The organism is Nocardioides halotolerans DSM 19273, from assembly GCF_000422805.1.
GTDB classification, from domain to species: domain Bacteria; phylum Actinomycetota; class Actinomycetes; order Propionibacteriales; family Nocardioidaceae; genus Nocardioides; species Nocardioides halotolerans.
Window position 1 is genome coordinate 24,955 of the sequence record NZ_AUGT01000022.1, and the last position, 26,138, is coordinate 51,092.

Sequence of the window (26,138 nt, forward strand, 5' to 3'; positions counted from 1 at the left end):
CCGGCATGCCGCTCGTCTCGGTCGTCTTCGACGCTGGGTACGACGACGAGCTGCGTGCGGTCTCGCGGGCCAGCCTCGACCAGCAGACGCTGACCGACTGGGAGGTCGTCCCCGACGTCGGGTCGGCGACGGGGGAGTGGGTCGCGTTCCTCGAGGCCGGTGACTCCTGGGTGCCCGACCGCCTCGCCCGGCTGGTCGCGCTCGGCAGCCCGTTCGTCGCCGACGAGCTCGAGGGAGAGCGCGGCAACGGCGAGAAGGTCGTCTTCCGCGCCGCCGCCCCCGACGTCGAGCCGGCCCGGCTGGTCGCGCAGCGCGAGGCGTTCCTCGGGCTCGGGCCGGTCGACCCCGCGCTGCCGACCGCGTGGCTGCTCGACCTGCTGATGCGTCACGGCACCCACGTCGAGCTGGTCGGGACCATCGGCGTACGCCGCCGCTTCCCCGACCGCCGCCGCGCGCTGAGGCCGCCGCCGGGTGACTGGCGCCGCGTCGTGCTCAACCGGCACCTCGTCGACTGGGCCGCGCTCGAGGCGCGGACGCCGACCCCGGGGCTGACCAGCGTGATCGTGCCGGCCTCCGACGACAGCGAGCAGGCCGCCGCGTGCCTCGAGTCGCTCCGGGCCACCGACGGCGAGATCGAGGTCGTCCACCATTCGGCCGGCGACCACGGTCCCGCCCTCGGCAGCAACCTCGCCCTCGCGGAGGCGACCGGCGACGTCGTCGTCTTCCTCAACGGTCAACCCACTGTCCCCCCGGGCTGGCTCGGCCCGCTGCGCGAGGCGCTGGGTGACGACGACGTGCTCGGCGCGTCGCCCCTGGTGCTGCGGCCCTCCGGCCTGGTCGAGTCCGCCGGCGTGGCGTTCCCGACGTGTGGCGGGCTGCCCCACGTGTTCCTGCAGGGCTTCCCGGCCGAGGACGCGTACGGGCTCGAGGGGCTGCGCCTCCACGCGCTCACCGGGTCGGCGCTCGCGCTCCGCTTCGCCGACGCGGTGGCCCTGCGCGGGTTCGACCCCGTCTTCGGCCGCGCCCTGGCCGAGGTCGACCTGTGCCACCGGCTGAGCCAGCGGCGCGCGGGCCACTTCCGGGTGCTCGACGCCGCGCCGGTGGTCGGTCCCGGGTCCGGCGACGACGACGGCCCGGCCGACCGGACCGTCTACCTCGAGCGGTGGCAACGGGTGCTCGCTCCGCGCGACGACGCCGCGCTCTGGGCCACCCGGGGGCTGCGCGTCGTCGACCACGACACCGGCCCCGCGCGGCACGGCACCGCGCCGCGGCTGCGCGTGCCGCGGCCGGTGCTGGTCCGCGAGGCGCGGCTGCAGGTGTCGGAGTCCACCAGGCTCCGCTGGGCGATCAAGAACGCCGCGCCCGCGGGCGAGGGCGGCGAGCGCTGGGGCGACACCCACTTCGCCGCGTCGCTGGCCGCGGCCCTGCGCGAGCGCGGCCAGGAGGTGGTGGTCGACCGGCGCCCCGCGTGGGACCGGACCACCGGCCGGCACGACGACGTCGTGCTCGTGCTGCGCGGGCTGGTGCGCCACGACCCCGGCCCCGAGCAGGTCTCGCTGCTCTGGGTGATCTCGCACCCCGAGCTGGTCACGCCCGAGGAGGCGCGCGGCTACGACCGGGTGCTCGCCGCCGGCCAGCCGTGGGCCGAACGACGTGCCCGCGACTGGGCGCTGCGCATCGAACCCCTCCTCCAGGCCACCGACCCCGAGCGCTTCCACCCCGACGCCGCCGCTCCCGACAGCGGCGACGCGGTGCTGTTCGTCGGCAACTCGCGCCGGCAGCTGCGGCCGGTGGTCCGCGACGCGCTCGCCGCGGGTCTCCCGCTCGCGGTCTACGGCGACCTGTGGTCCGGGCTGGTCCCCGACGAGGTCGTCCGCGGCCGGTCGGTGCCGAACGACGCCCTCGCCGCGGCGTACCGCTCGGCAGGGGTGGTCCTCAACGACCACCACGAAGCCATGCGCGCCGACGGGTTCGTGTCCAACCGGCTCTTCGACGCGGTCGCCAGCGGCGCTCGGGTGGTCACCGACGAGGTCGCCGGCCTGGCCGACCTCTTCGGCCCGGGCGTGCAGACCTACACCGACGCCGACGACCTGCGCCGCCTCGCCACCCTGCCCGACCCCGACGCCGTCTTCGGCGACGACGCCACCCGTCGCGCCGCGGCCGACCGCGTCCGCACCGAGCACTCCTTCTCCGCCCGCGCCGCCCGCCTCATCGAGGTCGCGCTCGAGGCTCGCTCGGCTCGCACGCCGGGATAGTCCCTGACGTTTGTGTTGCGGAAACGCCGGTTCCACGGGCCCAGACGTCAGGGACTATCCCGACCGCAGCGCGAAGGACCGGGCCAGGTCGTCAGGATCGGCAACGCGGAGGAGGTTGCGCTCGAACATCTCGACGTCGGCGGACGGGACGGCCGCGAGGATGCGCTGCTTCCAGTCGACCAGGTCGGGCGTGTCGTAGGGGTTGGCGACGAGGAAGCGGCGCTTGAAGAGCGGGAAGCCGTCGGCCAGGAGGTCGAAGACGCCGGGGCCGTAGACGGGGTGGTTGGGCCGCAGGCCGGGCACCCAGGTCGCGAGGTCGAAGCCCTGGCCGACGAGGTACTGCGTCGTCCCGGTCTCGTACTTCTGCACCAGGTTGGCGCGGTCGCGCTGCGGGCGTACGGCGTCGAGTCGGCGCCGGAACCCCGGGTCGTCGAGCACCGGCCGGCGCAGCGCGAGGAAGTACGAGCCGACGTGCACCAGCTCGGGGTAGCGGAACGCGGTCGGCGGCAGCCACGACCGCTTCACCTCCTCGAGCGGGACGACCTGCGGCTGCCACGGCTCGGGCTCGAAGCGCCGCGCGGTGAGCTGGAGCCCCCAGAAGTCGCCCGGCGTTGTGTCCATCCGCGCGAACACCTCGTCGAGCGGCCGCACCAGCCAGCACGAGTCGTTGGCGAGCAGCACCTCGTCGTACGCCGCGAGCCGCTCCCACCCGACCAGGTCGTGCGCCAGCGCGCTCCAGGAGCCGAAGTCGTGGGCGCCGTGCGCGCGCACCCACGCGCCCGAGGCCGCCGACAACCGCTCCAGCTGCCCCTCTTGCACGGACCCGTCGGCGCACACGAACACGTCGGCGTGCCGGGCCAGCTCCTCGACGTAGGCGACCACCGTGTCGTCGACCAGCCCGTCCGGGTCGTAGGTCGCGAACAGGCACGCCCGCCGCGGCGCACCCGACGGCACGAACGTCGCCCGCGAGGGCCGCGGCGGCAGCGGCAGGAGCCCGCGGTGCCGGCCGTCGAGCAGGTAGTGCACGAGCGGGTTGGTGGCGGTCTCGGACTCGTCGATCGGGTCGAGGTGCTCCGCCCAGTACCACCACACGTCGAAGTCGAGGCTCGGGTTGCGCAGCGAGCGCCAGCCACGACGGCAGAAGTGGTCGACCGCCTCCGCGCCGCGCTCGGCCTGGGCCTGGTTGTGCGCGAGGTACCCCGCCTCGTCGACGGCGCCCGCGAGCCGCACGAGCGCGACCTCGCAGCGCCGGCCCTGGCCGACCGTGACCTCACCGGCCCTCGGCAGGTCGAGGGCGTGCACGCCGCCGCCGAGTGCGCGCCGCAGCAGCGCCCGGCCCTCGTCGCTCTCCTCGCCGGCCGCCAGCCAGGCGGTGACCAGCCGCGCCCACGCGTCCGCGAAGTCAGGCTGGGTCACGCGCCCCATCATCGCGGGTGCGCCCGGGTGCCTTCGCTGCGGGGATCTCGACAGGCTCGATCAGCGGTGGTCGAGCGAGTGCCATTCCGTAACACCGAAGTAACACCCGCCGGGAACCCGTTGCACGCCCGCAACATGCAGCGGACGGTCGCGAAACCCGGCGCCGCGAGGGTTCTCGGCAACAGGGCGGGTCCGGCAACGACAGCGTGGTCACCCGAGCGCCGCAGCCCGCCCCCTTGGTCCCCGATGGAGGTTCTGTGGACGGCTACTACGCGTTCATGCTCGTCGCGACCGCGTTCGTGCTGATGATGACGGTGCCTGCCCTGGCGCTGTTCTACGGCGGCATGTCCCGGTCGAAGTCCGTGCTCAACATGATGATGATGTCCTACATCGCGGTGGCGATCGTCGGCATCCTCTACGTCGCTGTCGGCTGGTCGATGGGCTTCGGTGGTGGGGGCACCTTCTTCCACGACCCGTTCGACCTGTTCTGGCTCGACGGGGTCACCACCGACGGCTACATCGGCGTGATGTTCCAGGCGACGTTCGCGATCATCACCGTCGCCCTCATCAGCGGCGCGGTCGCGGACCGCATGAAGTTCGCCGCCTGGGTGGCGTTCGTGCCGATCTGGGCGCTGGTCTGCTACTTCCCGATGGCCCACATGGTCTTCAGCTGCACCGACGACTCGCTCATCTGCGGCCGGATCGGCGCCCAGGACTACGCCGGCGGCACCGCGGTCCACATCAACGCGGGCATGGCCGGCCTCGTCCTCGCCGTCCTGATCGGCAAGCGCATCGGCTTCGGCAAGGAGGCGCTGCGCCCGCACAACCTCACGCTGACCATGCTCGGCGCCGGCCTGCTGTGGATGGGCTGGTACGGCTTCAACGTCGGCTCCATCGTCTTCGGCGGCGCCACCGACGAGGAGAACACCGCCCAGTTCTTCTCCGAGACAGGCCGCACCTTCGCCAACACCACGCTCGCGACGATGGCGGCCATCCTCGGCTGGTTGCTGATCGAGTACCTCATGCACCGCAAGGCCACCTCGCTCGGCGCCGCCTCCGGCATCGTGGCCGGACTGGTCGCGATCACGCCGGCGTGCGGCGCGGTCGACATCGAGGGCGCCGTCGCCATCGGCGCCGTCGCCGGTGCGGTCTGCGCGTGGGCCGTGGGCCTGAAGTACAGGCTCGGGTACGACGACTCGCTCGACGTCGTCGGCGTCCACCTCGTCGGCGGCATCATCGGCACCGTCCTCATCGGGGTCTTCTCGACCTCCGAGGGCGCGGGCGGCATCGACGGGCTGCTCTACGGCGGCGGCCTCGGCTCGCTGGGCGACCAGGCGCTGGGGGCACTGGTGGCGATCGCGTTCTCCGGCGTCCTCACGGCGGTCGTCGGTCTGGCGATCAAGTACACGATCGGGCTCCGGGTCTCCGAGGAGGACGAGGTCGAGGGCATCGACTTCGTGGCCCACGGCGAGTCGGCGTACGACATCCACACCAGCGGTGGCGGCGGCGGGACCGGCGTCCTGGCCGCCCGGACCGTTCCCGTCACGGAAGGAGCCAGCGCGTGAAGCTCGTGACCGCGGTGATCAAGCCGCACAAGTGGGAGGACGTCCGCGAGGCCCTCGAGACCTTCGGCGTGACCGGCATGACCGTCAGCGAGGTCAGCGGCTACGGCCGGCAGAAGGGCCACACGGAGGTCTACCGAGGCGCGGAGTACGACATCGCGCTGGTGCCCAAGATCCGCATCGAGATCGTGGTCGACGACAACGACGCCGAGGACGTGGTCGGCATCGTGGTGAAGACCGCGCAGACCGGGCGGATCGGGGACGGCAAGGTGTGGGTCAGCCCGGTCGAGACCGTCGTGCGGGTCCGCACCGGCGAGCGCGACGAGTCGGCCGTGTGAGCGCCGGGGTGGTGTGACCGCAGACGAGCGCGCCCGGCGTACGTCGGACGCGGACGCCCTCTGCGCCTCGGCGTGGGCCGCCGTCGACGGCCCCGACGTCGGGCTGGCGCTCGTCGCGGTCGGCGGCTACGGCCGCGGCGAGCTCGCGCCGCACTCCGACCTCGACGTGGTCCTGGTCAGCGACGACGCCGCGGGCGTCGACGAGCAGCGGCTGCGCGACCTCGCCGAGCGGCTCTGGTACCCCCTGTGGGACGCCGGCGCGAACGTCGACCACTCGGTGCGGTCGCTGCCGGAGATGGTCTCGGCGGCCGAGTCCGACCTGAGGGTCGCCTCCGGGCTCCTCGACGTCCGGCACCTGACCGGCGACCCCCACCTCACCCTCCGGCTGCGCACCACGATGCTGGCGCAGTGGCGCCGCGAGGCGCGCGAGCGCCTCCCCGAGCTGCACAGGCTGGTCCGGTCGCGTCACCAGCTGATGGGCGAGCTCGCGCACGAGTCGGTGCCCGACCTGAAGGAGGCCGAAGGCGGGATCCGCGACGCGACCGTGCTCAAGTCGCTCGTGGCGACCTGGCTGGTCGACGTCCCGCACGTCGAGCTCGAGCGCAGCAGGATGGCGCTGCTCGACGTCCGCGACCTCCTGCACGGCCTCGCGGGGCGGGCCACCGACAGGGTCGCGCCCGAGCTCTGGACCGAGCTCGGCGCCGCCCTGGCGTCCCAGCTCGGCAGCGCCGACGCCCGCGCGGCCCAGGTGCACGTCCGCACGCTCGGCAGGCGGATCACCCACCTCTCGCGGCTCACCTGGCGCCGCGTCGACGACGTCCTGGCGCGGCCGGCCCGCGTCGGCGTACGCCGGCCGTCCTTGACGCCCCTCGCCGAGGGGGTGGCCCTGGCGGCGGGGGAGGTGGTGCTCGACCGGCGCGCCCGCCCGGCCGAGGACCCCGCCCTGCTGCTGCGCGCCGCGGCCGCGGCGGCCGAGCGCGACGTGGTGCTCGCGCCGCCGACGGCGGCCCGGCTCGCGCGGGAGTGCGCGCCGCTGCCGGATCCGTGGCCCGCGGAGGCGCGGCGGCTGCTGGTGCGGCTGCTGGCCTCGGGGCGCGGGCTGCTCGGCACCTGGGAGACGCTCGAGGAGACCGGTGCACTGGGGCAGATCCTCCCGGAGTGGGAGCGGATCAGGCTCCTGCCGCACGCCTCGGCGATCCACCGCTTCACCGTCGACCGGCACGTGGTCGAGACCTGCATCGAGGCCGCTGGCCTGATCCGTCGGGTCGCTCGGCCCGACGTGCTCATGGTCGCCGCGCTCCTCCACGACATCGGCAAGGGCAGCCTCACCGAGCACAGCGTGGCCGGGGAGCCGATCGCCCGGGGCATCGCGACCCGGATGGGCTTCGACGAGTCGGGAGTCGAGCTGGTCGCCCTGCTGGTGCGCTGGCACCTGCTCCTCGCCGAGACCGCGACCACGCGCGACCCCGACGACCCCGCGACGGTGGAGACGCTCGCGGCCCGGCTCGGCTCGACGGAGGCGCTCGACCTGCTCACGGTCCTCACCGAGGCCGACGCCCGCGCCGCCTCGCCCAAGGCGTGGTCGTCGTGGCGGTCCGGGCTGGTCCTCGACCTGTCCCGGCGCACCCGGGCGGCGCTGACCAGCGGCGCGGTGCTGCCGCCGGTGGCCAACGACGAGGTGCCGGTGCCGAAGGAGGTCCGCCGGGGCGCGATCTCCGTCACGGCCGAGCCGGTGGCCGACGGCGCGCGAGTGACCGTGATCGCGCCCGACCGGGTCGGGCTGCTCGCCGACGTCGCCGCGACGTTCGCGCTGCAGCGGATCGGTGTGCGCGCGGCGCGGGCCTGGTCGCAGGACCAGTACGCCGTGTCGTTCTGGGAGGTCGCCGAGGAGCACGTGGACGGCGCCGTGCTGCGGCAGCGGTACGACGCCATCCAGGAGGGCCGGATCGACCCCGCTCCCCGGCTCGCTCCTCGCACCGACCAGGAGCTGGCGCCGACCGTCGTCGTACGCCCCGAGGCGTCGGCGCAGGCCACCGTGCTGGAGGTGCGGGCGGCCGACCGACCGGGCGTGGTCTACCTCGTCTGCGCGGCCCTGGCCCGGCTCGACGTCGCCGTCCGGTCGGCGCACGTGAACACCCTCGGCCCGCAGGCGGTGGACGTGTTCTACCTGCAGGAGGCCTCGGCCGGCGTGCTCAGCGACACCCGTGCGGCCGAGGCCGCCCACGCCGTCCGGGCGGCGCTGACCGCCTGACCGCGGTGACGTCGGCGCGGCCGTCCCGGCCCCCTCGTTAGGCTTGGGAGGTTGCTCGCCCCGATCCCCTTGAGGAAGACCTTGTTCGCCACACTCTCCGACCGCCTCGCCGACACGTTCAAGAACCTGCGCGGCAAGGGCCGGCTCTCCGAGGCCGACATCGACGCGACCGCGCGCGAGATCCGGATCGCGCTGCTCGAGGCCGACGTCGCCCTGCCGGTGGTCAAGGAGTTCGTGGCCGCGGTGAAGGAGCGGGCCCGGGGCGAGGAGGTCAGCCAGGCCCTCAACCCGGCCCAGCAGATCGTCAAGATCGTCAACGAGGAGCTCGTCACGATCCTCGGCGGCGAGACGCGCCGGCTGCGTTACGCCAAGGCCGGGCCGACCGTCATCCTGCTCGCGGGCCTCCAGGGCGCCGGCAAGACGACGCTGGCCGCCAAGCTTGCGCTCTGGCTCAAGGGGCAGGGCAAGAGCCCGCTGCTCGTCGCGTGCGACCTCCAGCGCCCGAACGCCGTCCAGCAGCTGCAGGTCAACGGCGAGCGCGCCGGCGTACCCGTCTTCGCGCCCGAGGCCGGCAACGCCCAGGGAGTCGAACACGGCGGCGACCCGGTGGCCGTCGCCCGGGCCTCCATCGACGAGGCCAAGCGGACCCTCCACGACGTGGTCATCGTCGACACCGCGGGCCGCCTCGGCGTCGACGCGGAGCTGATGAAGCAGGCCGCCGACATCCGCGACGCCGTGCAGCCCGACGAGGTGCTGTTCGTCGTCGACGCGATGATCGGCCAGGACGCCGTCAACACCGCCCAGGCGTTCCTCGAGGGCGTCGGCTTCGACGGCGTCGTGCTCACCAAGCTCGACGGCGACGCACGCGGCGGCGCGGCGCTCTCGATCGCGTCGGTGACCGGCCGGCCGGTGATGTTCGCCTCCGCGGGGGAGAAGCTCACCGACTTCGACCTGTTCCACCCCGACCGGATGGCCTCCCGCATCCTCGACATGGGCGACATGCTCACCCTGATCGAGCAGGCCGAGAAGACGTTCGACCAGGAGCAGGCCGCCAAGGCGGCCGGCAAGCTGATGGGGCAGGGCGGCGAGTTCACCCTCGACGACTTCCTCGAGCAGATGCAGCAGGTCCGCAAGCTCGGCTCGATGTCGAAGATCATGGGGATGCTGCCCGGCATGGGCCAGTTCCGCGACCAGCTCGAGAACTTCGACGAGCGCGAGATCGACCGGATTCAGGCGATCATCCAGTCGATGACCCCCGCCGAGCGGGCGAACCCCAAGATCATCGACGGCTCGCGCCGCGCCCGCATCGCCCGCGGTGCCGGTCGCCAGGTCTCCGACGTCAACAGCCTCGTCGACCGGTTCTTCGAGGCGCGCAAGATGATGATGCAGTTCGCCAAGGGCGGGATGCCCGGGCTCCCCGGCATGCCAGGCATGGCCGGTGGCGGCAAGCGCGGCAAGCAGAAGGCGCAGGCCAAGAAGGGCAAGGGCAAGCGGGTCTCCGGCAACCCCGCCAAGGCCGCCCAGCAGGCCGCCGCCGAGAAGCAGAAGGCCGCCGCCTCCGCCGGCAACCCGTTCGGGACGCCCGCCGGCGAGGAGGAGGTCGACTACGAGAAGGCCGCGGCCGCCCTCGACCTGCCCAAGGACTTCTCCAAGTTCCTCAAGTAGTGGCCCGCGTCCTCGTCGTCGACGGCGCCAACGTCGTCGGCAGCCGGCCGGACGGCTGGTGGAAGGACCGCGCCGGCGCCGCTCGCCGGCTGCACGAGTCGCTGCTCACCGCCGACCTGGCGTACGACGACGTGGTGCTCGTGCTCGAGGGTGCGGCCAAGGGCGGTGTCGCCGCCGGCCGCGACGCCCACGTGCGCACCGTCCACGCGCGGGGGAGCGGCGACGACGAGATCACTGCCCAGGTCGCCGCCTCGTCCGCCCGCGGCGACGTGGTGACCGCCGTGACGGCCGACCGCATGCTCCAGTCGCGCGTCACCGCTGCCGGCGGCACCTCGCTGGGCCCGTCCTGGCTCCTCGACCAGCTCTGACCCGTGATCAGGTCGCGCTGGCGACGTGGGAGATGGCGAGCGCGACGGCGCCCACGACCTCGGAGCGGTCGCCGAGCTCGCCGGCGACGACCTCGAGGGCGGCGGCGGTGTCGGGCTGGGCGTAGCGGTCGATCGAGGCCCGCAGCCCCTCGACCAGCGAGCGCGAGCGGCCCAGCGTGCCGCCGACGACGACGAGCTCGGGGTTGAGGCTGTTCGCGAGGTCGGCGACCGCCCGGCCGACGGTGCGGCCCGCGTCGGAGAGCACCCGCCGCACCCCGGCGTCGCCCTCGGCGTCGAGGGACAGCACCTGGTCGATCGCCAGCGGCTCGCCGTACGCCGGACGCAGCAGCTCGAGGAGCCGGGACGCCGAGACCATCGTCTCCACGCAGCCGCGGTTGCCGCACCGGCAGACCGGGCCGTCCTCGCCGACCTGCACGTGCCCGAGCTCGCCGGCGATCCCGCTCGCGCCCCGATGCAGCCGGCCACCGAGCACGATCCCCGCGCCGACCCCGCTGGCGACCTTGAGGTAGACGACGTCGTGCCGACCGCGGGCGATGCCGTGGTGCAGCTCCGCCAGCGCGCCGAGGTTGGCGTCGTTGTCGGCGTGGACCGGCACGCCGAGCCGCCGCTCGAGCTCGTCGGCCGGCAGCAGCCCCTGCCAGCCCGGCATGATGCCGGTCCGGATCCGCGACGAGCGCCGGTCGAGCGGGGCCGGCACGCACATGCCGACCGCCTGGAGCTCGGAGCCCAGCCCGCTCTGCGCGGCCAGCGCGCGCACCATCGCCGCGGCGCGGTCGAGCACCTCGGTGCCGTGGGCGTCGACGTCGACCAGCGCGTGGTCCTCGGCCACCACCGTCCCGAGCCGGTCGGCGACCGCGACCCGCACGTGCCCGTGACCGACGTCGACGCCCACGACCCCGCCGGCCGGTGCGCTCAGCCGGACCTGCACGGGGGGCCGGCCGCTGCCGCCCTTGTGCGGACGGGCGCGGTCGTCGGTCTCGGTGACCTGGCCGGTGCGGATCAGGTCGGCCACCAGGCTCGAGACCGTCGTGCGGGACAAGCCGCTGGCGCGGACGAGGTCGGCGCGGCTCATCGGGCCTTCTCCGGCCAGCAGCCCGAGCACCGTGCGCTGGTTGGCGGCCCGCAGCCGCTCGAGGGCACCGGAACCTGCCATGTCCGACAGCCTAGGAGGATTAGTGCGGAACGTGGAGGAACTCTCGGCGAGATCGGCCGGATTCGGCATTGACCGGGATCAATCCGGCTTCCTACGGTGCAAGGGCGCGGGCCAGCCGCGCCCGGTGGGCCGCAGAGGCCGACCGGCTTCTTGATCGGGCAAGGAGAAACACGCGATGTTGCGCACCCACCGCGGCGCCGGTCCCGGCGCCGCCCTCGTCACGGCCACCGTCCTGGCCGCCGTCATGGTCCTGGCCGTCGGGCTGCTCCAGTCGCCCGGCGAGGCCGCACCCACGGCCGACCGGCACCGGTCCGGTCCGGCGTACAAGAACAGCCACCTGTCCACCGACGAGCGGGTCGCGGACCTGCTCGCGCGGATGACGCTGGCGGAGAAGATCGGCCAGATGACCCAGGCCGAGCGCGTCGACGTCGACGCGGACCCGTCGCTGATCACCACCCACGCGCTCGGCAGCATCCTGTCCGGCGGCGGGTCGACGCCGACGAGCAACACCCCCGAGGCGTGGGCCGACATGGTGGACCGCTACCAGGAGGCCGCGCTCGAGACGCGGCTCGGCATCCCGCTGCTGTACGGCGTGGACTCGGTCCACGGCCACTCCAACCTCCAGGGCGCCACGGTCTTCCCGCACAACATCGGCCTGGGCGCGACCCGCGACCCCGACCTCGTCGAGAAGATCGGGCACCTGACCGCCATCGAGACCCGCGCGAGCGGACCGCAGTGGGCGTTCGCGCCGTGCGTCTGCGTCGCCCGCGACGACCGGTGGGGCCGCACCTACGAGAGCTTCGGCGAGGACCCCCGCCTCGCGATCCAGATGGAGACCGCGATCGACGGGCTCCAGGGCGACGGCGCCAAGGACCTGGCGAAGCCCGACCGGGTGCTCGCCACCGCGAAGCACTACGCCGGCGACGGCCTCACCGCCTACGGCACCGGTGAGGGCGACTACACCGTCGACCAGGGCATCGACCAGGTCTCCCGCGAGGAGTGGGACCGGCTCGCGCTCGCGCCGTACAAGCCGGCCGTGCGCAGGCACCACGTCGGGTCGGTCATGCCGTCGTTCTCCAGCGTCGACTGGACCGAGGACGGCCTCGGCAACCCGGTCAAGATGCATGCCGACCAGGAGCTCATCACCGGCGTGCTCAAGGACCAGCTCGGCTTCGACGGCATCGTCGTCTCCGACTGGCGGGCGATCCGGCAGCTCCCGGGCGACTACCGCGAGCAGGTGCGGGCCTCGGTCCTGGCCGGCGTGGACATGTTCATGGAGCCGATCCAGGCACCCAACAACCCCGACGGGTGGGACGTGTTCATCCCGACCCTCACCTCGCTCGTCGAGGACGGCACGGTGCCGATGAGCCGGATCGACGACGCTGTCACCCGGATCCTCACCGCGAAGTTCGACCTCGGGCTCTTCGAGCACCCGTTCACCGACCGGCGCCACATCGACTCGATCGGCAGCAAGGCGCACCGCAAGGTCGCGCGGAGGGCCGTCGCGGAGTCGCAGGTGCTGCTCAAGAACAAGCAGCACACGCTCCCGCTCAGCACGCACAAGTCGCAGCCGGTCTACGTCGCCGGCAGCAACGCCGACAACATCGGCAACCAGGCCGGTGGCTGGACGCTCACCTGGCAGGGCGGGTCCACCAACGTCATCCCCGGCCAGACGGTCCTCGACGCGGTGCGTGCGACCTCGAGGGGGAGGGTGCAGTTCAGCGAGACGGCCGCCGACCCGGTCCCGTCGAACGCCGCGGGCGTGGTCGTGGTCGGCGAGACGCCGTACGCCGAGGGCTTCGGCGACGTCAACGGCCCACAGTGGGCCTACGACCCCGGCGACCACGGTCAGCCGCGGCCGAAGAAGACCATGGAACTCAGCGACGCCGACGCCCTCGCGGTCCGGCGGGTCTGCTCGCACGCCGCGTCGTGCACCGTCCTGGTCGTCTCCGGCCGGCCGATGATCATCCCGCCGGAGCTGCTGGCGCAGATCGACGCGCTGGTGGCCTCCTGGCTGCCCGGGAGCGAGGGGATGGGCGTGGCCGACGTGCTGTTCGGCGCGAAGCCGTTCACCGGCAGGCTCCCGGTGACCTGGCCGCGGACGGTCGCCCAGGAGCCCATCAACGTGGGCGACGCCGACTACGACGCGCTCTACCGCTACGGGTTCGGCCTCGGCACCTGACCCTCACCCGGGGGACTAGGGTCCGGAGACGTGCCAGCGCTGCGCGTCTCCGGACCTGTCCTCCCCGACGGCGAGGCCCGCGACCTCTACGTGGTCGACGGCCGGATCACCCTCGAGCCCCAGGCCGGCGCCGAGACCGTCGCCAGCGGCTGGGTGGTCCCGGGCCTGGTCGACGCCCACTGCCACATCGGCCTCGACGAGCACGGCGAGGTCGACCACGAGGCGACCGAGGCGCAGGCGGTCGCCGACCGTGACGCCGGCGCCCTGCTGCTGCGTGACTGCGGCAGCCCGGCCGACACGCGGTGGGTGCAGGACCGCGAGGACCTGCCGCGGCTGATCCGGATGGGCCGGCACCTCGCCCGCACCAGGCGCTACATCCGCGACTACGCGTGGGAGGTCGAGCCCCAGGACCTCACGGCGTACGTCGAGCAGGAGGCCGCGCGCGGCGACGGCTGGGTCAAGCTCGTCGGCGACTGGATCGAGCGAGACCGCGGCGACCTCGCGCCGTCGTGGCCGGCCGACGCGTTCACGGCGGCGATCGAGACCGCGCACGCGTTGGGCGCCAAGGTCACCGCGCACTGCTTCGGCACCGAGGTGCTGCCGATCCTCATCGACGCCGGCATCGACTGCATCGAGCACGGCACGGGCCTCACCGAGGACCTCATCGACGGCATGGTCGCGCACGGCACCGCTCTGGTGCCGACGGCGATGCAGCTGAACAACTTCCCGACCTACGCTGACGCGGCCGGCGAGAAGTTCCCGGCCTACGCTGCCACGATGCGCGACCTGCACGCGCGGCGCCGCGACACGATCATGGCGGCGTTCGAGGCCGGCGTGCCCATCTACGCCGGCACCGACGCGGGCGGCGTGCTGCCGCACGGCGGGATCGCGGGGGAGGTCGCCGAGCTGGCGTCGTACGGCATCCCGGTCACCGACGCGCTGGCCGGCGCGTCGTGGAAGGCGCGCGAGTGGCTGGGCCTCAACGGCACGCTCGAGGAGGGAGCGCCGGCCGACCTCGTGGTCTACGACGCGGACCCCCGTCAGGACGTGACGGTGCTGACGAGTCCCTCGCGGGTGGTGCTGCGCGGCAGGGTCGTGGCCTGACGCGGCAGCGGGCGGCCGTCCTCGTCGAGGTCGACCACGAGGTGCTCCGGCGGGGGGTACTTCACGATCGCGCAGTTGCGCTTGACGAGCTCCTCGCCGACCACGTTGCCGGTCCGCCGGTCGACCAGGCTCCGCCAGATCTCGTTGCGGCGCCAGATCCTCGCCCCGACCCGCACGAACTCCTCCTCGCGCGCCTCGACCTTGTAGGAGTGCTCGACGGGCCGGTCGGCGCGCAGCTCGCCGCGCAGGTGCTTGTCGTCGAGCCAGGTGTGCACCTGGAACGTCGTGTCGGTGTCGTTGCGGACCACGAGGTCGACGTAGTTCCAGACGATCGAGCAGCCGACGCCCCAGGGCAGCACGCGGTTCTTGTCCGGGAAGGGGTCGAAGCTGTGCTCGGAGCGCTCGACCACCGTCAGCGGCGAGTGCAGGAACATCCAGTGGAGCAGGTTCGCGAGCTGGCAGATGCCACCGCCGACGCCGGCCTTCGCGTCGCCGTTCGAGAGGCGCATGCCGACGACGTAGCCCTTGCGGCGGGTGCAGTTGCCGACGATCTTGTTGAAGGAGAACGTCTCGCCGGGCCGGATCACCACGCCGTCGGTGCGGGCGCTCGCCAGTCGGAGGTTGACCACCTTGTTGTGCTGGAGGGCCATCTCGTCGGGGGAGAGCTCGCGCAGCAGCAGCGAGCCGTGCTTCTTGACGCGGACGGGCAGCTCGGGGGTGCCGGCCGCCCGGGTGGCCCAGCGGGCGTCGGAGGTCAGCCACGCGAGGTGGCGACGTGCCTGGTGGACCCGCACGGCGGCGGGGTAGAGCCACGGGTGCCGCTCGGTCACGCGGCGGCGGGTCAGGGTGCGCACGTCGGTGGGATGCGCCGCGGGAACGGCGGGTTGCGGCGTGAGCACGGACAGATTGTGCATGCCCGGCTCCGTTTAGGCGCGTCGGCGCCCGTCTGGCAGACTTGCCGGTCGAGTCCTGCACGCTGCGGACCCTCTCACCCGCGGCGGAGCAAGGCCCATCGGAGATCCAGGACGCAGGTCACCCCGCGCGTGCGCCGTGGCTCCACCACCACATGACATCCGAGGAGACACCACAGCTGTGTCAGTCAAGATCCGTTTGAAGCGCCTGGGCAAGGTCCGGGTGCCGCAGTACCGCATCGTCGTCGTCGACTCGCGCAAGAAGCGCGACGGCAAGGTGATCGAGGAGATCGGCAAGTACCACCCCAAGGAGGACCCGTCGTACATCAGCGTGGTCTCCGAGCGGGCCCAGTACTGGCTCGGCGTCGGCGCGCAGCCGTCCGACGCGGTCGCCAAGCTGCTCAAGATCACGGGTGACTGGCAGACCTTCAAGGGCTTCAAGGGCGCCGAGGGCACGCTGAAGACCGCGGCTCCGAAGACCGACAAGCTCGAGGCCTTCAACCTGGCCCTGGCCGACGCCCACGGCACCGCCTCGGGCGACGCCGTGACCGAGAAGCCCGCCAAGAAGGCCGCCGCCAAGAAGGCCGCGGCCAAGGACGAGGCTCCTGCCGAGGAGGCGCCGGCTGCCGCCGAGGCCGCCGAGGCCGCCGAGGAGGCTCCGGTCGAGGCCACCGCCGAGGAGGCCGCGCCGGTCCCCGCCGACGAGACGCCCGAGGGCGCTGCTGACAACGCCGAGGACGCCGAGGCCGCGCAGACCGACGCCGAGAAGGCCGACGGCTGAGCGCCGTGCTCGCTGACGCGCTGGAGCACCTGGTCCGCGGGGTGGTCGACCACCCCGACGACGTCGTCGTGCGCGACAAGCAGCTCCGTCGCGGCTCGATCCTCGAGGTCCGGGTGCACCCCGACGACCTCGGCAAGGTGATCGGGCGCGGCGGGCGCACCGCGACCGCGTTCCGCACCGTGATCTCGGCCCTGGCCGGCAAGGGCGGCGCGCGGATCGACTTCGTGGATGTCGACCGGCGCCGCTGACGCCCCCGGCTTCGACGTCGTCGTCGGCCGGATCGGGAAACCGCACGGCCTGCGCGGCGAGGTCACCGTCGACGTCCGCACCGACGAGCCCGAGCGGCGGTTCGCGCGTGGCAGCACGCTGCGCGCCGAGCCACCGCCGGGCTCGGCGTCGTCCCTGCGCACGCTGACCGTCTCGGCCTCCCGGTGGCACCAGTCGGTGCTGCTCGTCAGCTTCGAGGAGCTGCCCGACCGCAGCGCGGCCGAGGCGGCGCGCGGGATCCTGCTGCACACGTCGATCCCGGCCGGTGAGTCCCCGGAGGACCCCGACGAGTTCTACGACCACCAGCTGGCCGGGCTCGCGGCGCACGACGTCGACGGGACGCCGCTCGGCACCGTCGCCGGCCTGTTCCACGGCGGCGCCCAGGACCTGCTGCGCATCGCGACGCCGGAGGGGCGCGAGGCACTCGTGCCGTTCGTGAAGGCGCTGGTGCCCGAGGTCGACCTCGCGGGCGGCCGGATCGTGATCGCCGACCGGCCCGGGCTCGTCGCGCCCCTGCCCGAGGACCTGCCCGACGACCAGCCCGAGGACCGGCCCGAGGAGCCCGGGTGAGGCTCGACTACCTGACGATCTTCCCCGAGTTCCTGGCGCCGCTGCAGCAGTCGCTCACCGGCAAGGCCGCCGGCAAGGGCCTCATCGAGCTGCACGTCCACGACCTGCGCACGTGGACCCACGACCGGCACCGCACCGTCGACGACGCGCCGTTCGGCGGGGGAGCGGGGATGGTGCTGACCCCTGAGCCGTTCGGCGAGGCGTTCGACGAGCTCGGCGTCGACGGGGCGACGGTCGTGGTGCCGACCCCGTCCGGTGCGCCGTTCAGCCAGGCCCTGGCGCGTGAGCTCTCCGGGCGGCCGCGGCTGGTCTTCCTGTGTGGCCGCTACGAGGGCATCGACCAGCGCGTGCTCGACCACGCCGCCACCCGGGCCGAGGTCGTCGAGGTCTCGCTCGGCGACTACGTGCTCAACGGCGGCGAGGTGGCGGCCCTCGCGATCACCGAGGCCGTCGTCCGGCTGCTGCCCGGCTTCATGGGCAACGCCGAGTCGCTGGTCGAGGAGTCGCACGAGGACGGCCTGCTGGAGTACCCCGTCTACACGCGTCCGGCGTCCTGGCGCGGGCTGGAGGTGCCTGCGGTGCTGCTGTCGGGCGACCACGCCGCGGTCGCCGCCTGGCGGCGCGAGGAGGCCCGGCGCCGCACCGCGCAGCGGCGGCCGGACCTGCTCCACCCGAGCCTCGCCGCGAGCGAGTGGGAGATCGTCCCCGCCGTGCCCGGCGACGCCGGCGAGCTGCTGACGCTGCAGCGCGCCTGCTGGGTGCAGGAGGCGCTCGCCAACGACAGCCTCGCCGACATCCCGGCCCTGCACGAGTCGCTCGAGGACGTCCGCGCGTGGATGGCGGCGTGGTCGACCTGGGTCGTCCGCAGCGCGGGCCGCCTGGTCGGCGCCGTCCGCGGCCGCCTGGAGGAGACGCCCGGCGGACCGGTCTGGGACATCGGCCGGATCATGGTCGCTCCCGACCTCCAGGGCCGCGGCCTCGGCCGCGCCCTGCTCGCGCACATCGAGACGGTCGCGCCGCCCGAGGCCACGTCGTACCTCCTGTTCACCGGTGCCCGCAGCGCCGACAACATTCGGATGTACAAGAAGGCCGGCTACCGGGTGCGGACCGACCTCGATGCGCCGCCGCTCGCGGTCCTCCTCACGAAAGGACGCCGCTGAACACCCCCGCGAGCTTCGGCCCCGAATCCGCGGGGCGCCTCGCTCCGCTCGGAACCACCGGGTCGCTGCGCTCCCACCGCTCCCATGGCGCCACACACCTTCGCGGGCGTCGACCCGAAACCGCCACGACGCACGCTCAGCGTTTCGTGATTGGTCCCGGGTGTGCGGGCTGTGGCAGACTCTTTCCTTGGCTCAGTCGGCCGGTTCTCTGCCACAGGGGAGTCCGGAGCCGCCAGCCTTCGCGACACCAGCGACAACTCCATGCACACATTCCGATTCCGCGGCTGACCTGTGGCACTCGCGAGGAGCAGCACATGAGCCACATGATTGCCGAGCTCGGCAACGCCCTGAAGCGCGACGACGTCCCTGACTTCCGCGCCGGCGACACCATCAAGGTCCACGTGAAGGTCGTCGAGGGCAACCGCTCCCGCATCCAGATCTTCCAGGGCGTCGTGATCCGGATCCACGGCTCCGGCGTCGGCCGCACGTTCACCGTCCGCAAGGTCTCCTTCGGCGTCGGTGTCGAGCGGACCTTCCCGCTGAACTCGCCGATCTTCGACCAGATCGAGGTCGTCACCCGCGGTGACGTCCGGCGCGCGAAGCTCTACTACCTGCGCAACCTGCGCGGCAAGGCCGCCAAGATCAAGGAACGCCGCGAGGCCTGATCCGGGCCCGATCTACACTCCCGGACGTGACCATCGAGGACGCCGACACCGGCGCCGGCTCTCGGCTCGAGGCTCCCTCGTCGACGGCGTCGACCGGGTCGAAGGCCGCGCGACCGCACATCCCGGTCTGGCAGGAGACGCTCATCCTGCTGCTGATCGCGGTGCTGCTGGCCGTGGTGCTCAAGGCCTTCTTCGTGCAGGCGTTCTACATCCCCTCGGAGTCGATGGAGCCGGGGCTGGTCAAGAACGACCGGATCCTGGTCCAGAAGGTCTCCTACCTGGGCGGCGGCAGCCCCGAGCGCGGCGACGTGGTGGTCTTCAAGGACCCCGGCGGGTGGCTCGGCGCCGACGACGTCAAGGGCCCGGACAACCCCGTCGCGAAGGTGCTGGAGAAGATCGGCCTCTACCCCTCCGGCGGTCACCTCGTGAAGCGCGTGATCGGCGTCGCCGGCGACACCATCACCTGCTGCGACGAGCTCGGCCGGCTCTCGGTCAACGGCACCCCGGTCGACGAGAAGGACTACACGCTCCCGGGCCAGATCGACCAGCACGACTGCTTCGGCCCGATGACCGGCAACTGCAGCTGGAGCATCGGCCCGGTGCCCAAGGGCACGGTCTTCGTCATGGGCGACAACCGCGCCCACTCGGCCGACTCCACCGTGCACATGTGCCTGGAGGGCGAGACCGAGTGCACCAAGAACCCCTACGTCGACACCGACCTCGTCGTCGGCAAGGTGTTCGCGCTGATCTGGCCGCTGTCGCGCTTCGGCGGCGGTGACGGCACGGACGCCTTCGACAAGGTCCCCGACGCGAAGTAGCCCGGCGGCCCACCGATGTCAGCTCTGCCTCGTGGCGCGACGGTCCGGCGGGACGCCGGCCTCTACGGCTACGAGCGCGCGCTGCGCCGCCACGGCATCGACCCGGTCGCCGGCGTCGACGAGGCCGGCCGCGGCGCGTGCGCGGGCCCGCTCGTGGCCGGGGCCTGCATCCTGCCGCCGGGCAAGGCCGGGATCGTGCCCGGGCTCGCCGACTCCAAGCTGCTCACCGAGAAGGCCCGCAACAGGGTCTACACCCAGGTGGTGCGCCGCGCCCTTGCGTGGTCGGTCGTGGTGGTGTCGCACGAGGAGTGCGACCGGCTCGGCATGCACGTCGCGAACGTCGAGGCGCTGCGGCGGGCGGTCGCCCTGCTGGAGGTGCCGCCGGCGTACGTGCTGACCGACGGGTTCCCGGTCGACGGCCTCGGCGTGCCCGGCCTCGCGGTGTGGAAGGGCGACCGGGTCGCCGGCTGCATCGCGGCCGCGTCGGTGCTGGCCAAGGTGACCCGCGACCGGATCATGACCGAGCTCGACGTCGAGTGGCCGGCCTACGACTTCAAGACGCACAAGGGCTACATCACCGAGGTGCACAGCGCCGCGCTCACCGAGCACGGCCCCTCGCCGGTCCACCGGATGCGCTTCGTCAACGTCCGGCGGGCCGCGGGCCTGGAGACCGACATCGCCGGACTAGAGTCCGTCTCATGACCACCCCACGAAACCGCGAGGAGAGGGCGCTTCGCGTGGCGCGCTCGCGCTTCCGCGGGGGCCCCGGAGAAGCATGAGCGCCGAGGATCTCGAGAAGTACGAGACCGAGATGGAGCTCACGCTCTACCGCGAGTACCGCGACGTCGTCGGCATCTTCAAGTACGTCGTCGAGACCGACCGCCGCTTCTACCTGTGCAACCAGGTCGACGTGAAGGCCCGCAGCGAGGCCGGCGAGGTGTTCTTCGAGGTGTCGATGAGCGACGCCTGGGTCTGGGACATGTACCGCCCGGCGCGGTTCGCCAAGACCGTCAAGGTGCTGACGTTCAAGGACGTGAACGTCGAGGAGCTCAACCAGACCGACATCGACGTGCCAAAGACTCCCTGACGCCGGGCTGGACCAGCACGCGGGCCGCCACGCTCACGACCCTCCGATGGGAGCGGGGCACTAGTCCGTTCGGGCCATAGGAGCCCGGAAAGTCCCTCACGAACGGGACCACCGGCCCTAGCCTCGCCGGGACGCCTTGGGAGGGGCGATCTCGGGCACGAGGGAGCACAGAAAGCATGTCGTGACAGCTGTCGGGAGGGCATCGCGCCGACGCGACCAGAGAGCCGCGGCGGCGGTGGAGTTCGCGCTGGTCGCACCGCTGCTGATGGTGCTGGTCTTCGGCGTGATCAGCTACGGCTACATGCTGAGCTTCCGCCAGGCGCTGAGCCAGGGCGCGGCGGAAGGGGCGCGCGCGGCCGCCGTCTCGTCGTACCCCAGCGCGACCGACAAGGAGCAGGCCGCGCTCGACGCGATCAACGACGCCCTCGAGGTCGACGCCTACGGCATCAGCTGCACCGGCACGGCGAGCGGGTCGGCCCTGAAGAAGGACGCGGAGACGGTCGGCACCTGCTCGGTGGCCACGGCCGCCTGTGCCTCCGACCCCACCAAGGACTGCGTGACGGTCAGCCTCGACTACCTCTACAAGGACAACCCGCTCCTCCCGAACTTCCCGGGTGTCGGGCTGCTGCTGCCCACGCACCTCACCTACGACGCCACGGCGCGGGTGAGCTGATGCGCCGACGCGAGGAGCGCGGCGCGATCATCCCCGTGGTGGCGCTGCTGCTGGTGGTGCTCGTCCCGTCGAGTGCCATGGCGGTCGACCTCGGCATGCAGCGCGTGGTGCGCCGCGACATGCAGACGCTCGCCGACGTCGTCGCGCTGGACGTCGTGCGGCTGGTCGACGGGCGCACCGCCGCCCAGATCAACGGCGGCTACAACGGCCTGCCGACCCTGGCCACCGCCGTCAGCCGCAGCGTGGCCCGCAACGACGACGACGTGCTCGGCGACCTCCCGACCGTCACCGCCAAGCTGGCGCACATCGACACCGCGACGGGCCGCCTCGACGCCGACGGCAGCGGCGTCACCCGGGAGGTCAGCGGCGTCGAGGTCCCCAACGCCATCGAGATCACCGCCTCGGGCTCGGTGGACTTCGCCTTCATGCCGACCCACGGCTCCGCGACGCGTACGGCGGTCGCCGTCCCGGCGCCGTCGTCGTGCTTCCGGCTGGGCTCCTTCGCCGTCGGCGTCGACACCGCCCAGGCGGACCTGCTCAACCGGTTGCTGCCCGGGCTGCTCAACACCACCTCGATCAGCGGCACGCTCGCCGGCTACCAGGGGCTGGCTGCCGCCAACGTGACCCTCCTCGACCTGGTCGGCGTCTCGAGCCTCGGTGTCGGGTCGCCGGACGAGCTGCTCAAGCTCGACGGGCTCACGATCGCTCAGTTCTACGCCGCGATGGCCACGGTGCTGCAGAGCCACGGGGGACCGACCGCCTCGCTCACGCTCCTGCAGTACCTCAGCGCGCACGCCAACGTGCTCCAGACGATCGCGATCAAGGACCTCCTCGACATCACGACCGCCGACTCGGCCGCGCTCGCCGCCAGCTTCAGCATCCTCGACCTGGTCACGGGTGCGGCGTACCTCGCGAACGGGTCCAACACGCTGCTGATCCCGGGGCTCGCGCTGACGGTGCCGGTGCTCAACACCGGCGCCACCGCATCGCTGGTCCTCGGTGAGGCGCCCAAGCTCGCGTGCGGCGGTGTGGGCAAGGCCAAGGCCACGACGGGACAGGTCGACCTCAACCTCACGGGCACGCTGACCGATCTCGCCGTGAACGTGCCGCTGCTCGGCGGTTTCACGGTCAAGAGCGCGGTGGCGAGCCGGATCTTCCTGGCCGGGGCCGAGGGCACGCTCACCAGGATCGTCTGCGGCGACGCGACCCTGGCGACGAACGCCGAGGGCATCGACGTCCAGGTGCAGTCGGGGCTCGTTTCGGAGCTGAAGGTGACCGCGGACCTGCACGTCAACGCGACCCTCAACCTGGCCGTCGGCGTCGTCACCGTGGACCTCGACGTGCCGACGTCCGCGGAGACCCACGGCGGGATGTCGGCCGGGACCGTCAGCTTCCGGCACCCGCCCGACGCCTACGGCACCGCCAAGCGGTACGGCTCCAGCGTCCTGGTCCCGAACGTGTCCACGCCGGGCGTCCCGGTCGGGGCGACGGTCAAGCTCAAGCCACTCATCGGTCCGCAGGTCACCGTCGCGGCGTCGACGATCCCCGGCCTGACCGCGGCACTCAGCACCGTGATCTCCACGGCCGTCGGGAACATCAACAGCGGCCTGGTGGCGCAGCTCAACTCCAACCTGGCTCCCGTGCTGGCCCATCAGCTCGGCATCACGGTCGGCGGTGCCGACGTGTTCGCGCTGGCGCGGCCCAGCTGCAACGACCCCCAGCTCGCGGGCTGAGGGTGCCGCGCCTCGTCCTTTCGGGCAGACGTGTCTAGTCCTGATTGTCGGTTCCCCTCCGTTTTCCGTACCCGGAGGGGTGAGGTCTGCAAGCCTTTTCGCACGTGAGGGAGCGGCTCGTAGGAGGATCTGTGCGTCAGCGGTTGGTTCAGAGACGCACGCGCGGTGAGCGCGGAGCAGTGGCGCTCGAGGCCGCCCTGACCTTTCCGATCCTGCTGCTGATCCTCCTCGGGATCATCGAGCTCACCTTCCTGATGCGCGACCACGCGGTCGTGGTCTCCGACACCCGGACCGCCGCCCGCATCGCCTCCACCGGCGCCAACGCCGGCGTGGGCGTCTGCCCCAGCGGCTCCGGTGCGCCGCCGTGCGTGCCGGCCAACGTCCCCGCGCTCGCCCAGCAGGCGGCCGACGCCGTCCAGCGTGCCGGCTCCGCGATGCCGGTCGACCAGATCCAGTACCTCCTGGTCTACAAGGCCAACGCCAACGGCTACCCGGGCGCGGACAGCAACCGGACCATGCCGACGAGCTGCGCCGGCTACAGCAACTGCGTGATGTTCAAGTGGCGCGACAGCGAGAACAAGTTCCGCTACGCGAGCGGTTCCTGGATCTCGTCGACGATCAACGCGTGCTTCCCGGGCAACCTGGACCGTGTCGGCATCCAGCTCGTCGCCCGGCACAAGAACTTCACCGGTCTCTTCGGCAGCTACCTGACCCTCGACGACCACGCGGTGATGAACTTCGAGCCGCTGCCGGCCCAGATCTGCGCCTCGGGGGCGCACGCATGACGAGTCCCCGCGGCCTGCTCACCGGCGCGCTCGAGCGGAGGATCGCCCGGCTGGCCGACAGCCGCAGCGACGAGGGCGGGTACGTGACGATCCTCCTGGCCATCCTCGTGGCCAGCGGCTTCCTGATGGCCTGCCTGGCCATCAGCGTCGACACCTCGCGCTGGTACGACGAGATGAACCGCGTCCAGAAGGCCGCCGACGCCGCGGCGCTGGCGGGCGTGCCCTACCTCCCGTTCGACCTCACGAACGCCACCGCGCTGGCGAAGGAGGTCGCCAAGCGCAACGGCTACGACGACGCCAGCCCCGACGTGGTGGTCAAGGTCGAGATCGGCGACCTGCAGAGCCAGCTCAAGGTCACGATCAGCTCCCGCATCGACAACACCTTCGGCGGGTTCATCGGCATCTCCGACACGACCGTCGCCCGCACGGCGACCGCGGACTACAAGGGCCCCGCACCCATGGGCAGCCCGTGCAACACCTTCGGCAACGAGCCGAACGGCGGCACCGCGGGGAGCTCGCCCACACCGACCGGCACGGCGCAAGGCACGTCCCCCTTCCCCAACTGCTCTCGCACCCCGACGTTCTGGGGTGTGCTCGAGGGACCGGAGACCGGCAAGGTGCAGGGCGACCGCTACTCGACGAGGAACTGCGAGTCCAGCGGCGTCGACGGCTGCACGGGCACGGTCAACGACGAGTACGGCCCGAAGCTCTCGGCCACGTCGTCCACGGCGTTCGGCTACACCTTCGTCGTGAAGGTCCAGCCCGCCGCGGTCAACACCAACATCAACCTGCAGGTCTACGACCCGATCATGCTGAACGTCGGCCAGTCGTGCGAGCTGCTCCCTGGAGCGAGCAGCTTCGGCTCGACCGGCAACGCCAACTCCTGGGTGACCAACGCGGACGCCAAGAACCGCTACAGCAAGGACGGCTCGAGCACGTCGACGTACTGCACGGGCGACAGCTACGCCGGCAACGGGTCGCGGGCCAACCCCCCGCACGCGATGACGACCAGCTTCGTGCTCCGTCAGCAGGCCGACTCGCTCGACCCGACGGCCGCACCGGTGCAGAACGACACGGGTGGCAGCCCCTGCATCAAGCAGTACGGCTCGTACGTCAACCCTTCGAACACGGCGATCAGCGCCAACGTCTTCAAGTCCACCGGCGGCTCGACCTACAACGCCGACGTGGCGCGGATGTTCCACAACTGGGTCAGCCTCTGCACCTTCCGCCCCACCCGGTCCGGCGACTACTACCTCCAGGTCCGCACCAACGTGAGCCTGGGCGGCAGCGGCGCCGGCCTGGAGCGCTCCGGCAACATGGCGGCCGCCGCCCTGCAGGGCAACACCACCAGCGGCGAGGGCTCGAACGCGTTCTCCCTGAGGGCCGTCACCCAGTCGGGTCGCGAGAAGGACGTCGCCGTCGCGGGCTACGAGCACATGCCGATCTTCATCAACGCCGACACGGCGACCGCGAACTTCAACCTGATCCGGGTGCTGCCGGGTGCTGCCGGTCAGTCCATCTCGTTCAGCTACTTCGACGCGGGCGACGCCGCGGGCACGGGGTCGGTCAAGGTGCTGCCGCCGACGGACGCGACCGGGTCCATCACCTCGACGCCGTTCCCCGGCAACTGCAAGGCCAGTGGCGGGTCCGCCGGGTCGGGGGCTACCCTGTCGAACTGCTCCGCGCCGCTCACGCAGTCCGGTGGCGTGTCGCGGAACAACGGCAAGACCGAGACGATCATCATCCCGATCCCGAGCGACTACACCTGCAACGTGAACTCGTTCGGCGGCTGCTGGTACCGCGTCCAGGTGTCGTTCGCCAGCGGCAGCGTGCACGACGTGACGACCTGGGACGCGACGATCATCGGGGACCCCGTCCGGCTCATCAAGTAGCCACGAGTCGTCCACAACCGGCCGCACCCCGGAACTTCTCCACAGGTCGCTGCCGAGCGCTGCCCGCGCGTCGGCAGCAGCGGTGATCCTCCTTCGCAGGAGGTCACACATGACGACGACCGCGGCCAGCCGACGAGCGCTGGGTGCCTACGGCGAGGCGCTCGCCGCCCGCCTGCTCACCACCGAGCGCGGCATGCTGCTGCTCGACCGCAACTGGCGCTGTCCCGAGGGCGAGCTCGACCTGGTGCTGCGCGATGGCGACGTGCTCGTCGCCTGCGAGGTCAAGACCCGGCGCGGCGACCAGTGCGGGTCGCCCCACCAGGCGGTCGACCCGGTGCGCCTCGAGCGCCTGCACCGCCTGGTGTGGCGCTGGGCCGAGGAGCACGACGTCCGGCCCGACGAGGTCCGCGTCGACCTCGTCGCCGTGCTCCGCCCGCGTCGGGGCGCCGCGATCGTCGACCACGTCGAGGGACTGGCCTGA

The 26,138-nt window shown here is 72.5% G+C and carries 24 protein-coding genes and 1 pseudogene; 22 read left to right on the forward strand and 3 right to left on the reverse strand.

Going from position 1 to position 26,138, the window contains the following annotated elements; translation table 11 throughout:
- The first annotated feature begins 5 nt into the window (after window positions 1-5).
- Window positions 6-2,255 carry a glycosyltransferase family protein gene (locus G514_RS29015; protein WP_028651058.1) on the forward strand — a complete coding sequence of 750 codons (2,250 nt, stop codon included), beginning with the start codon at window positions 6-8 and terminating at the stop codon, window positions 2,253-2,255.
- Between the two features lie 54 nt (window positions 2,256-2,309).
- Here G514_RS29015 and G514_RS0106270 read toward each other — a convergent pair whose 3' ends face one another.
- Window positions 2,310-3,671: a rhamnan synthesis F family protein gene (locus G514_RS0106270; protein WP_169576315.1), complete on the reverse strand. Its 1,362-nt coding sequence runs from the start codon at window positions 3,669-3,671 to the stop codon at window positions 2,310-2,312.
- A gap of 257 nt (window positions 3,672-3,928) precedes the next feature.
- Here G514_RS0106270 and G514_RS0106280 point away from each other — a divergent pair, with 257 nt between their 5' ends.
- From G514_RS0106280 to G514_RS0106300, 5 genes are all read left to right on the forward strand, one after another.
- Entirely contained in the window at window positions 3,929-5,236 is a 1,308-nt protein-coding gene (locus G514_RS0106280; protein WP_028651060.1) for an ammonium transporter, read from the forward strand.
- Window positions 5,233-5,571 (forward strand): P-II family nitrogen regulator, encoded by a 339-nt coding sequence (locus G514_RS0106285; protein WP_028651061.1) that lies wholly within the window; start codon window positions 5,233-5,235, stop codon window positions 5,569-5,571. The genes G514_RS0106280 and G514_RS0106285 overlap by 4 nt, the downstream gene beginning before the upstream one ends.
- Window positions 5,572-5,584: 13 nt before the next feature.
- Window positions 5,585-7,822 (forward strand): [protein-PII] uridylyltransferase, encoded by a 2,238-nt coding sequence (locus G514_RS25225; RefSeq protein ID WP_051246972.1) that lies wholly within the window; start codon window positions 5,585-5,587, stop codon window positions 7,820-7,822.
- 81 nt (window positions 7,823-7,903) lie between these two features.
- The gene (gene ffh / locus G514_RS0106295; RefSeq protein ID WP_028651062.1) at window positions 7,904-9,487 is read left to right on the forward strand and encodes a signal recognition particle protein; all 1,584 of its coding nucleotides are present in this window, start codon (window positions 7,904-7,906) and stop codon (window positions 9,485-9,487) included.
- Entirely contained in the window at window positions 9,487-9,855 is a 369-nt protein-coding gene (locus tag G514_RS0106300) for a hypothetical protein (protein WP_028651063.1), read from the forward strand. The genes ffh and G514_RS0106300 overlap by 1 nt, the downstream gene beginning before the upstream one ends.
- 7 nt (window positions 9,856-9,862) lie before the next feature.
- On the opposite strand, the gene G514_RS0106305 is transcribed toward G514_RS0106300, so the two are convergent.
- Window positions 9,863-11,029, reverse strand: a complete 1,167-nt coding sequence (locus G514_RS0106305) for an ROK family transcriptional regulator (protein WP_028651064.1) — start codon at window positions 11,027-11,029, stop codon at window positions 9,863-9,865.
- 175 nt (window positions 11,030-11,204) lie between these two features.
- Between G514_RS0106305 and G514_RS0106310 the strand changes: the two genes are divergently transcribed.
- Together G514_RS0106310 and G514_RS0106315 are read left to right on the forward strand one after the other, a co-directional pair.
- Entirely contained in the window at window positions 11,205-13,211 is a 2,007-nt protein-coding gene (locus G514_RS0106310) for a glycoside hydrolase family 3 protein (RefSeq protein WP_051246974.1), read from the forward strand.
- A gap of 30 nt (window positions 13,212-13,241) precedes the next feature.
- Window positions 13,242-14,315 (forward strand): amidohydrolase family protein, encoded by a 1,074-nt coding sequence (locus tag G514_RS0106315; protein ID WP_028651066.1) that lies wholly within the window; start codon window positions 13,242-13,244, stop codon window positions 14,313-14,315.
- Here G514_RS0106315 and G514_RS25230 read toward each other — a convergent pair.
- Window positions 14,252-15,214: a VanW family protein gene (locus G514_RS25230; protein ID WP_245582119.1), complete on the reverse strand. Its 963-nt coding sequence runs from the start codon at window positions 15,212-15,214 to the stop codon at window positions 14,252-14,254. The two genes, G514_RS0106315 and G514_RS25230, sit on opposite strands and share 64 nt — an antisense overlap.
- 193 nt (window positions 15,215-15,407) lie before the next feature.
- Here G514_RS25230 and rpsP point away from each other — a divergent pair, with 193 nt between their 5' ends.
- From rpsP to G514_RS0106385, 14 genes and pseudogenes are all read left to right on the forward strand, one after another.
- The gene (gene rpsP / locus G514_RS0106325) at window positions 15,408-16,007 is read left to right on the forward strand and encodes a 30S ribosomal protein S16 (RefSeq protein ID WP_028651067.1); all 600 of its coding nucleotides are present in this window, start codon (window positions 15,408-15,410) and stop codon (window positions 16,005-16,007) included.
- Between the two features lie 5 nt (window positions 16,008-16,012).
- Window positions 16,013-16,255 (forward strand): RNA-binding protein, encoded by a 243-nt coding sequence (locus tag G514_RS0106330; RefSeq protein ID WP_028651068.1) that lies wholly within the window; start codon window positions 16,013-16,015, stop codon window positions 16,253-16,255.
- The gene (gene rimM, locus G514_RS0106335; protein ID WP_051246976.1) at window positions 16,236-16,844 is read left to right on the forward strand and encodes a ribosome maturation factor RimM; all 609 of its coding nucleotides are present in this window, start codon (window positions 16,236-16,238) and stop codon (window positions 16,842-16,844) included. Before G514_RS0106330 ends, rimM begins: the two co-directional genes overlap by 20 nt.
- A pseudogene (gene trmD / locus G514_RS31060) lies at window positions 16,841-17,509 on the forward strand (tRNA (guanosine(37)-N1)-methyltransferase TrmD); the annotation flags it as partial. The gene rimM and the pseudogene trmD, both read left to right, overlap by 4 nt.
- A gap of 93 nt (window positions 17,510-17,602) precedes the next feature.
- Window positions 17,603-18,004, forward strand: coding sequence for a GNAT family N-acetyltransferase (locus G514_RS31065; protein ID WP_281167605.1), 402 nt, complete (start codon window positions 17,603-17,605; stop codon window positions 18,002-18,004).
- A gap of 314 nt (window positions 18,005-18,318) precedes the next feature.
- Window positions 18,319-18,669 (forward strand): 50S ribosomal protein L19, encoded by a 351-nt coding sequence (gene rplS, locus G514_RS0106345; protein WP_028651071.1) that lies wholly within the window; start codon window positions 18,319-18,321, stop codon window positions 18,667-18,669.
- Between the two features lie 26 nt (window positions 18,670-18,695).
- Window positions 18,696-19,487 carry a signal peptidase I gene (gene lepB / locus G514_RS25235; RefSeq protein ID WP_245582120.1) on the forward strand — a complete coding sequence of 264 codons (792 nt, stop codon included), beginning with the start codon at window positions 18,696-18,698 and terminating at the stop codon, window positions 19,485-19,487.
- A 15-nt stretch (window positions 19,488-19,502) separates the two neighbouring features.
- On the forward strand, window positions 19,503-20,189 hold the full coding sequence (locus G514_RS0106355; protein ID WP_028651072.1) for a ribonuclease HII: 687 nt from the start codon (window positions 19,503-19,505) through the stop codon (window positions 20,187-20,189).
- Between the two features lie 73 nt (window positions 20,190-20,262).
- The gene (locus G514_RS0106360; RefSeq protein WP_028651073.1) at window positions 20,263-20,574 is read left to right on the forward strand and encodes a DUF2469 domain-containing protein; all 312 of its coding nucleotides are present in this window, start codon (window positions 20,263-20,265) and stop codon (window positions 20,572-20,574) included.
- A 235-nt stretch (window positions 20,575-20,809) separates the two neighbouring features.
- Complete coding sequence (locus tag G514_RS0106365; protein WP_028651074.1) at window positions 20,810-21,247, forward strand: TadE family protein; 438 nt, start codon at window positions 20,810-20,812, stop codon at window positions 21,245-21,247.
- Entirely contained in the window at window positions 21,247-22,980 is a 1,734-nt protein-coding gene (locus G514_RS0106370; protein WP_028651075.1) for a pilus assembly protein TadG-related protein, read from the forward strand. Before G514_RS0106365 ends, G514_RS0106370 begins: the two co-directional genes overlap by 1 nt.
- A gap of 179 nt (window positions 22,981-23,159) precedes the next feature.
- A complete protein-coding gene (locus tag G514_RS0106375) occupies window positions 23,160-23,765 on the forward strand; it encodes a TadE/TadG family type IV pilus assembly protein (RefSeq protein ID WP_028651076.1) in 606 nt (201 codons plus the stop codon).
- Complete coding sequence (locus G514_RS0106380; protein WP_028651077.1) at window positions 23,762-25,657, forward strand: pilus assembly protein TadG-related protein; 1,896 nt, start codon at window positions 23,762-23,764, stop codon at window positions 25,655-25,657. Before G514_RS0106375 ends, G514_RS0106380 begins: the two co-directional genes overlap by 4 nt.
- 109 nt (window positions 25,658-25,766) lie before the next feature.
- Window positions 25,767-26,138, forward strand: coding sequence for a YraN family protein (locus G514_RS0106385; RefSeq protein ID WP_028651078.1), 372 nt, complete (start codon window positions 25,767-25,769; stop codon window positions 26,136-26,138).

What these genes read in the sequence shown, in the direction of transcription:
- G514_RS29015 (WP_028651058.1), top strand. Translation starts at nt 6, where the DNA reads ATGCCGCTCGTCTCGGTCGTCTTCGACGCTGGGTACGACGACGAGCTG.
- G514_RS0106305 (WP_028651064.1), bottom strand. Translation starts at nt 11,029, where the DNA reads ATGGCAGGTTCCGGTGCCCTCGAGCGGCTGCGGGCCGCCAACCAGCGC.
- G514_RS0106310 (WP_051246974.1), top strand. Translation starts at nt 11,205, where the DNA reads ATGTTGCGCACCCACCGCGGCGCCGGTCCCGGCGCCGCCCTCGTCACG.
- rimM (WP_051246976.1), top strand. Translation starts at nt 16,236, where the DNA reads ATGTCGACCGGCGCCGCTGACGCCCCCGGCTTCGACGTCGTCGTCGGC.
- rplS (WP_028651071.1), top strand. Translation starts at nt 18,319, where the DNA reads ATGAGCCACATGATTGCCGAGCTCGGCAACGCCCTGAAGCGCGACGAC.
- G514_RS0106355 (WP_028651072.1), top strand. Translation starts at nt 19,503, where the DNA reads ATGTCAGCTCTGCCTCGTGGCGCGACGGTCCGGCGGGACGCCGGCCTC.
- G514_RS0106360 (WP_028651073.1), top strand. Translation starts at nt 20,263, where the DNA reads ATGAGCGCCGAGGATCTCGAGAAGTACGAGACCGAGATGGAGCTCACG.
- G514_RS0106370 (WP_028651075.1), top strand. Translation starts at nt 21,247, where the DNA reads ATGCGCCGACGCGAGGAGCGCGGCGCGATCATCCCCGTGGTGGCGCTG.
- G514_RS0106380 (WP_028651077.1), top strand. Translation starts at nt 23,762, where the DNA reads ATGACGAGTCCCCGCGGCCTGCTCACCGGCGCGCTCGAGCGGAGGATC.
- G514_RS0106385 (WP_028651078.1), top strand. Translation starts at nt 25,767, where the DNA reads ATGACGACGACCGCGGCCAGCCGACGAGCGCTGGGTGCCTACGGCGAG.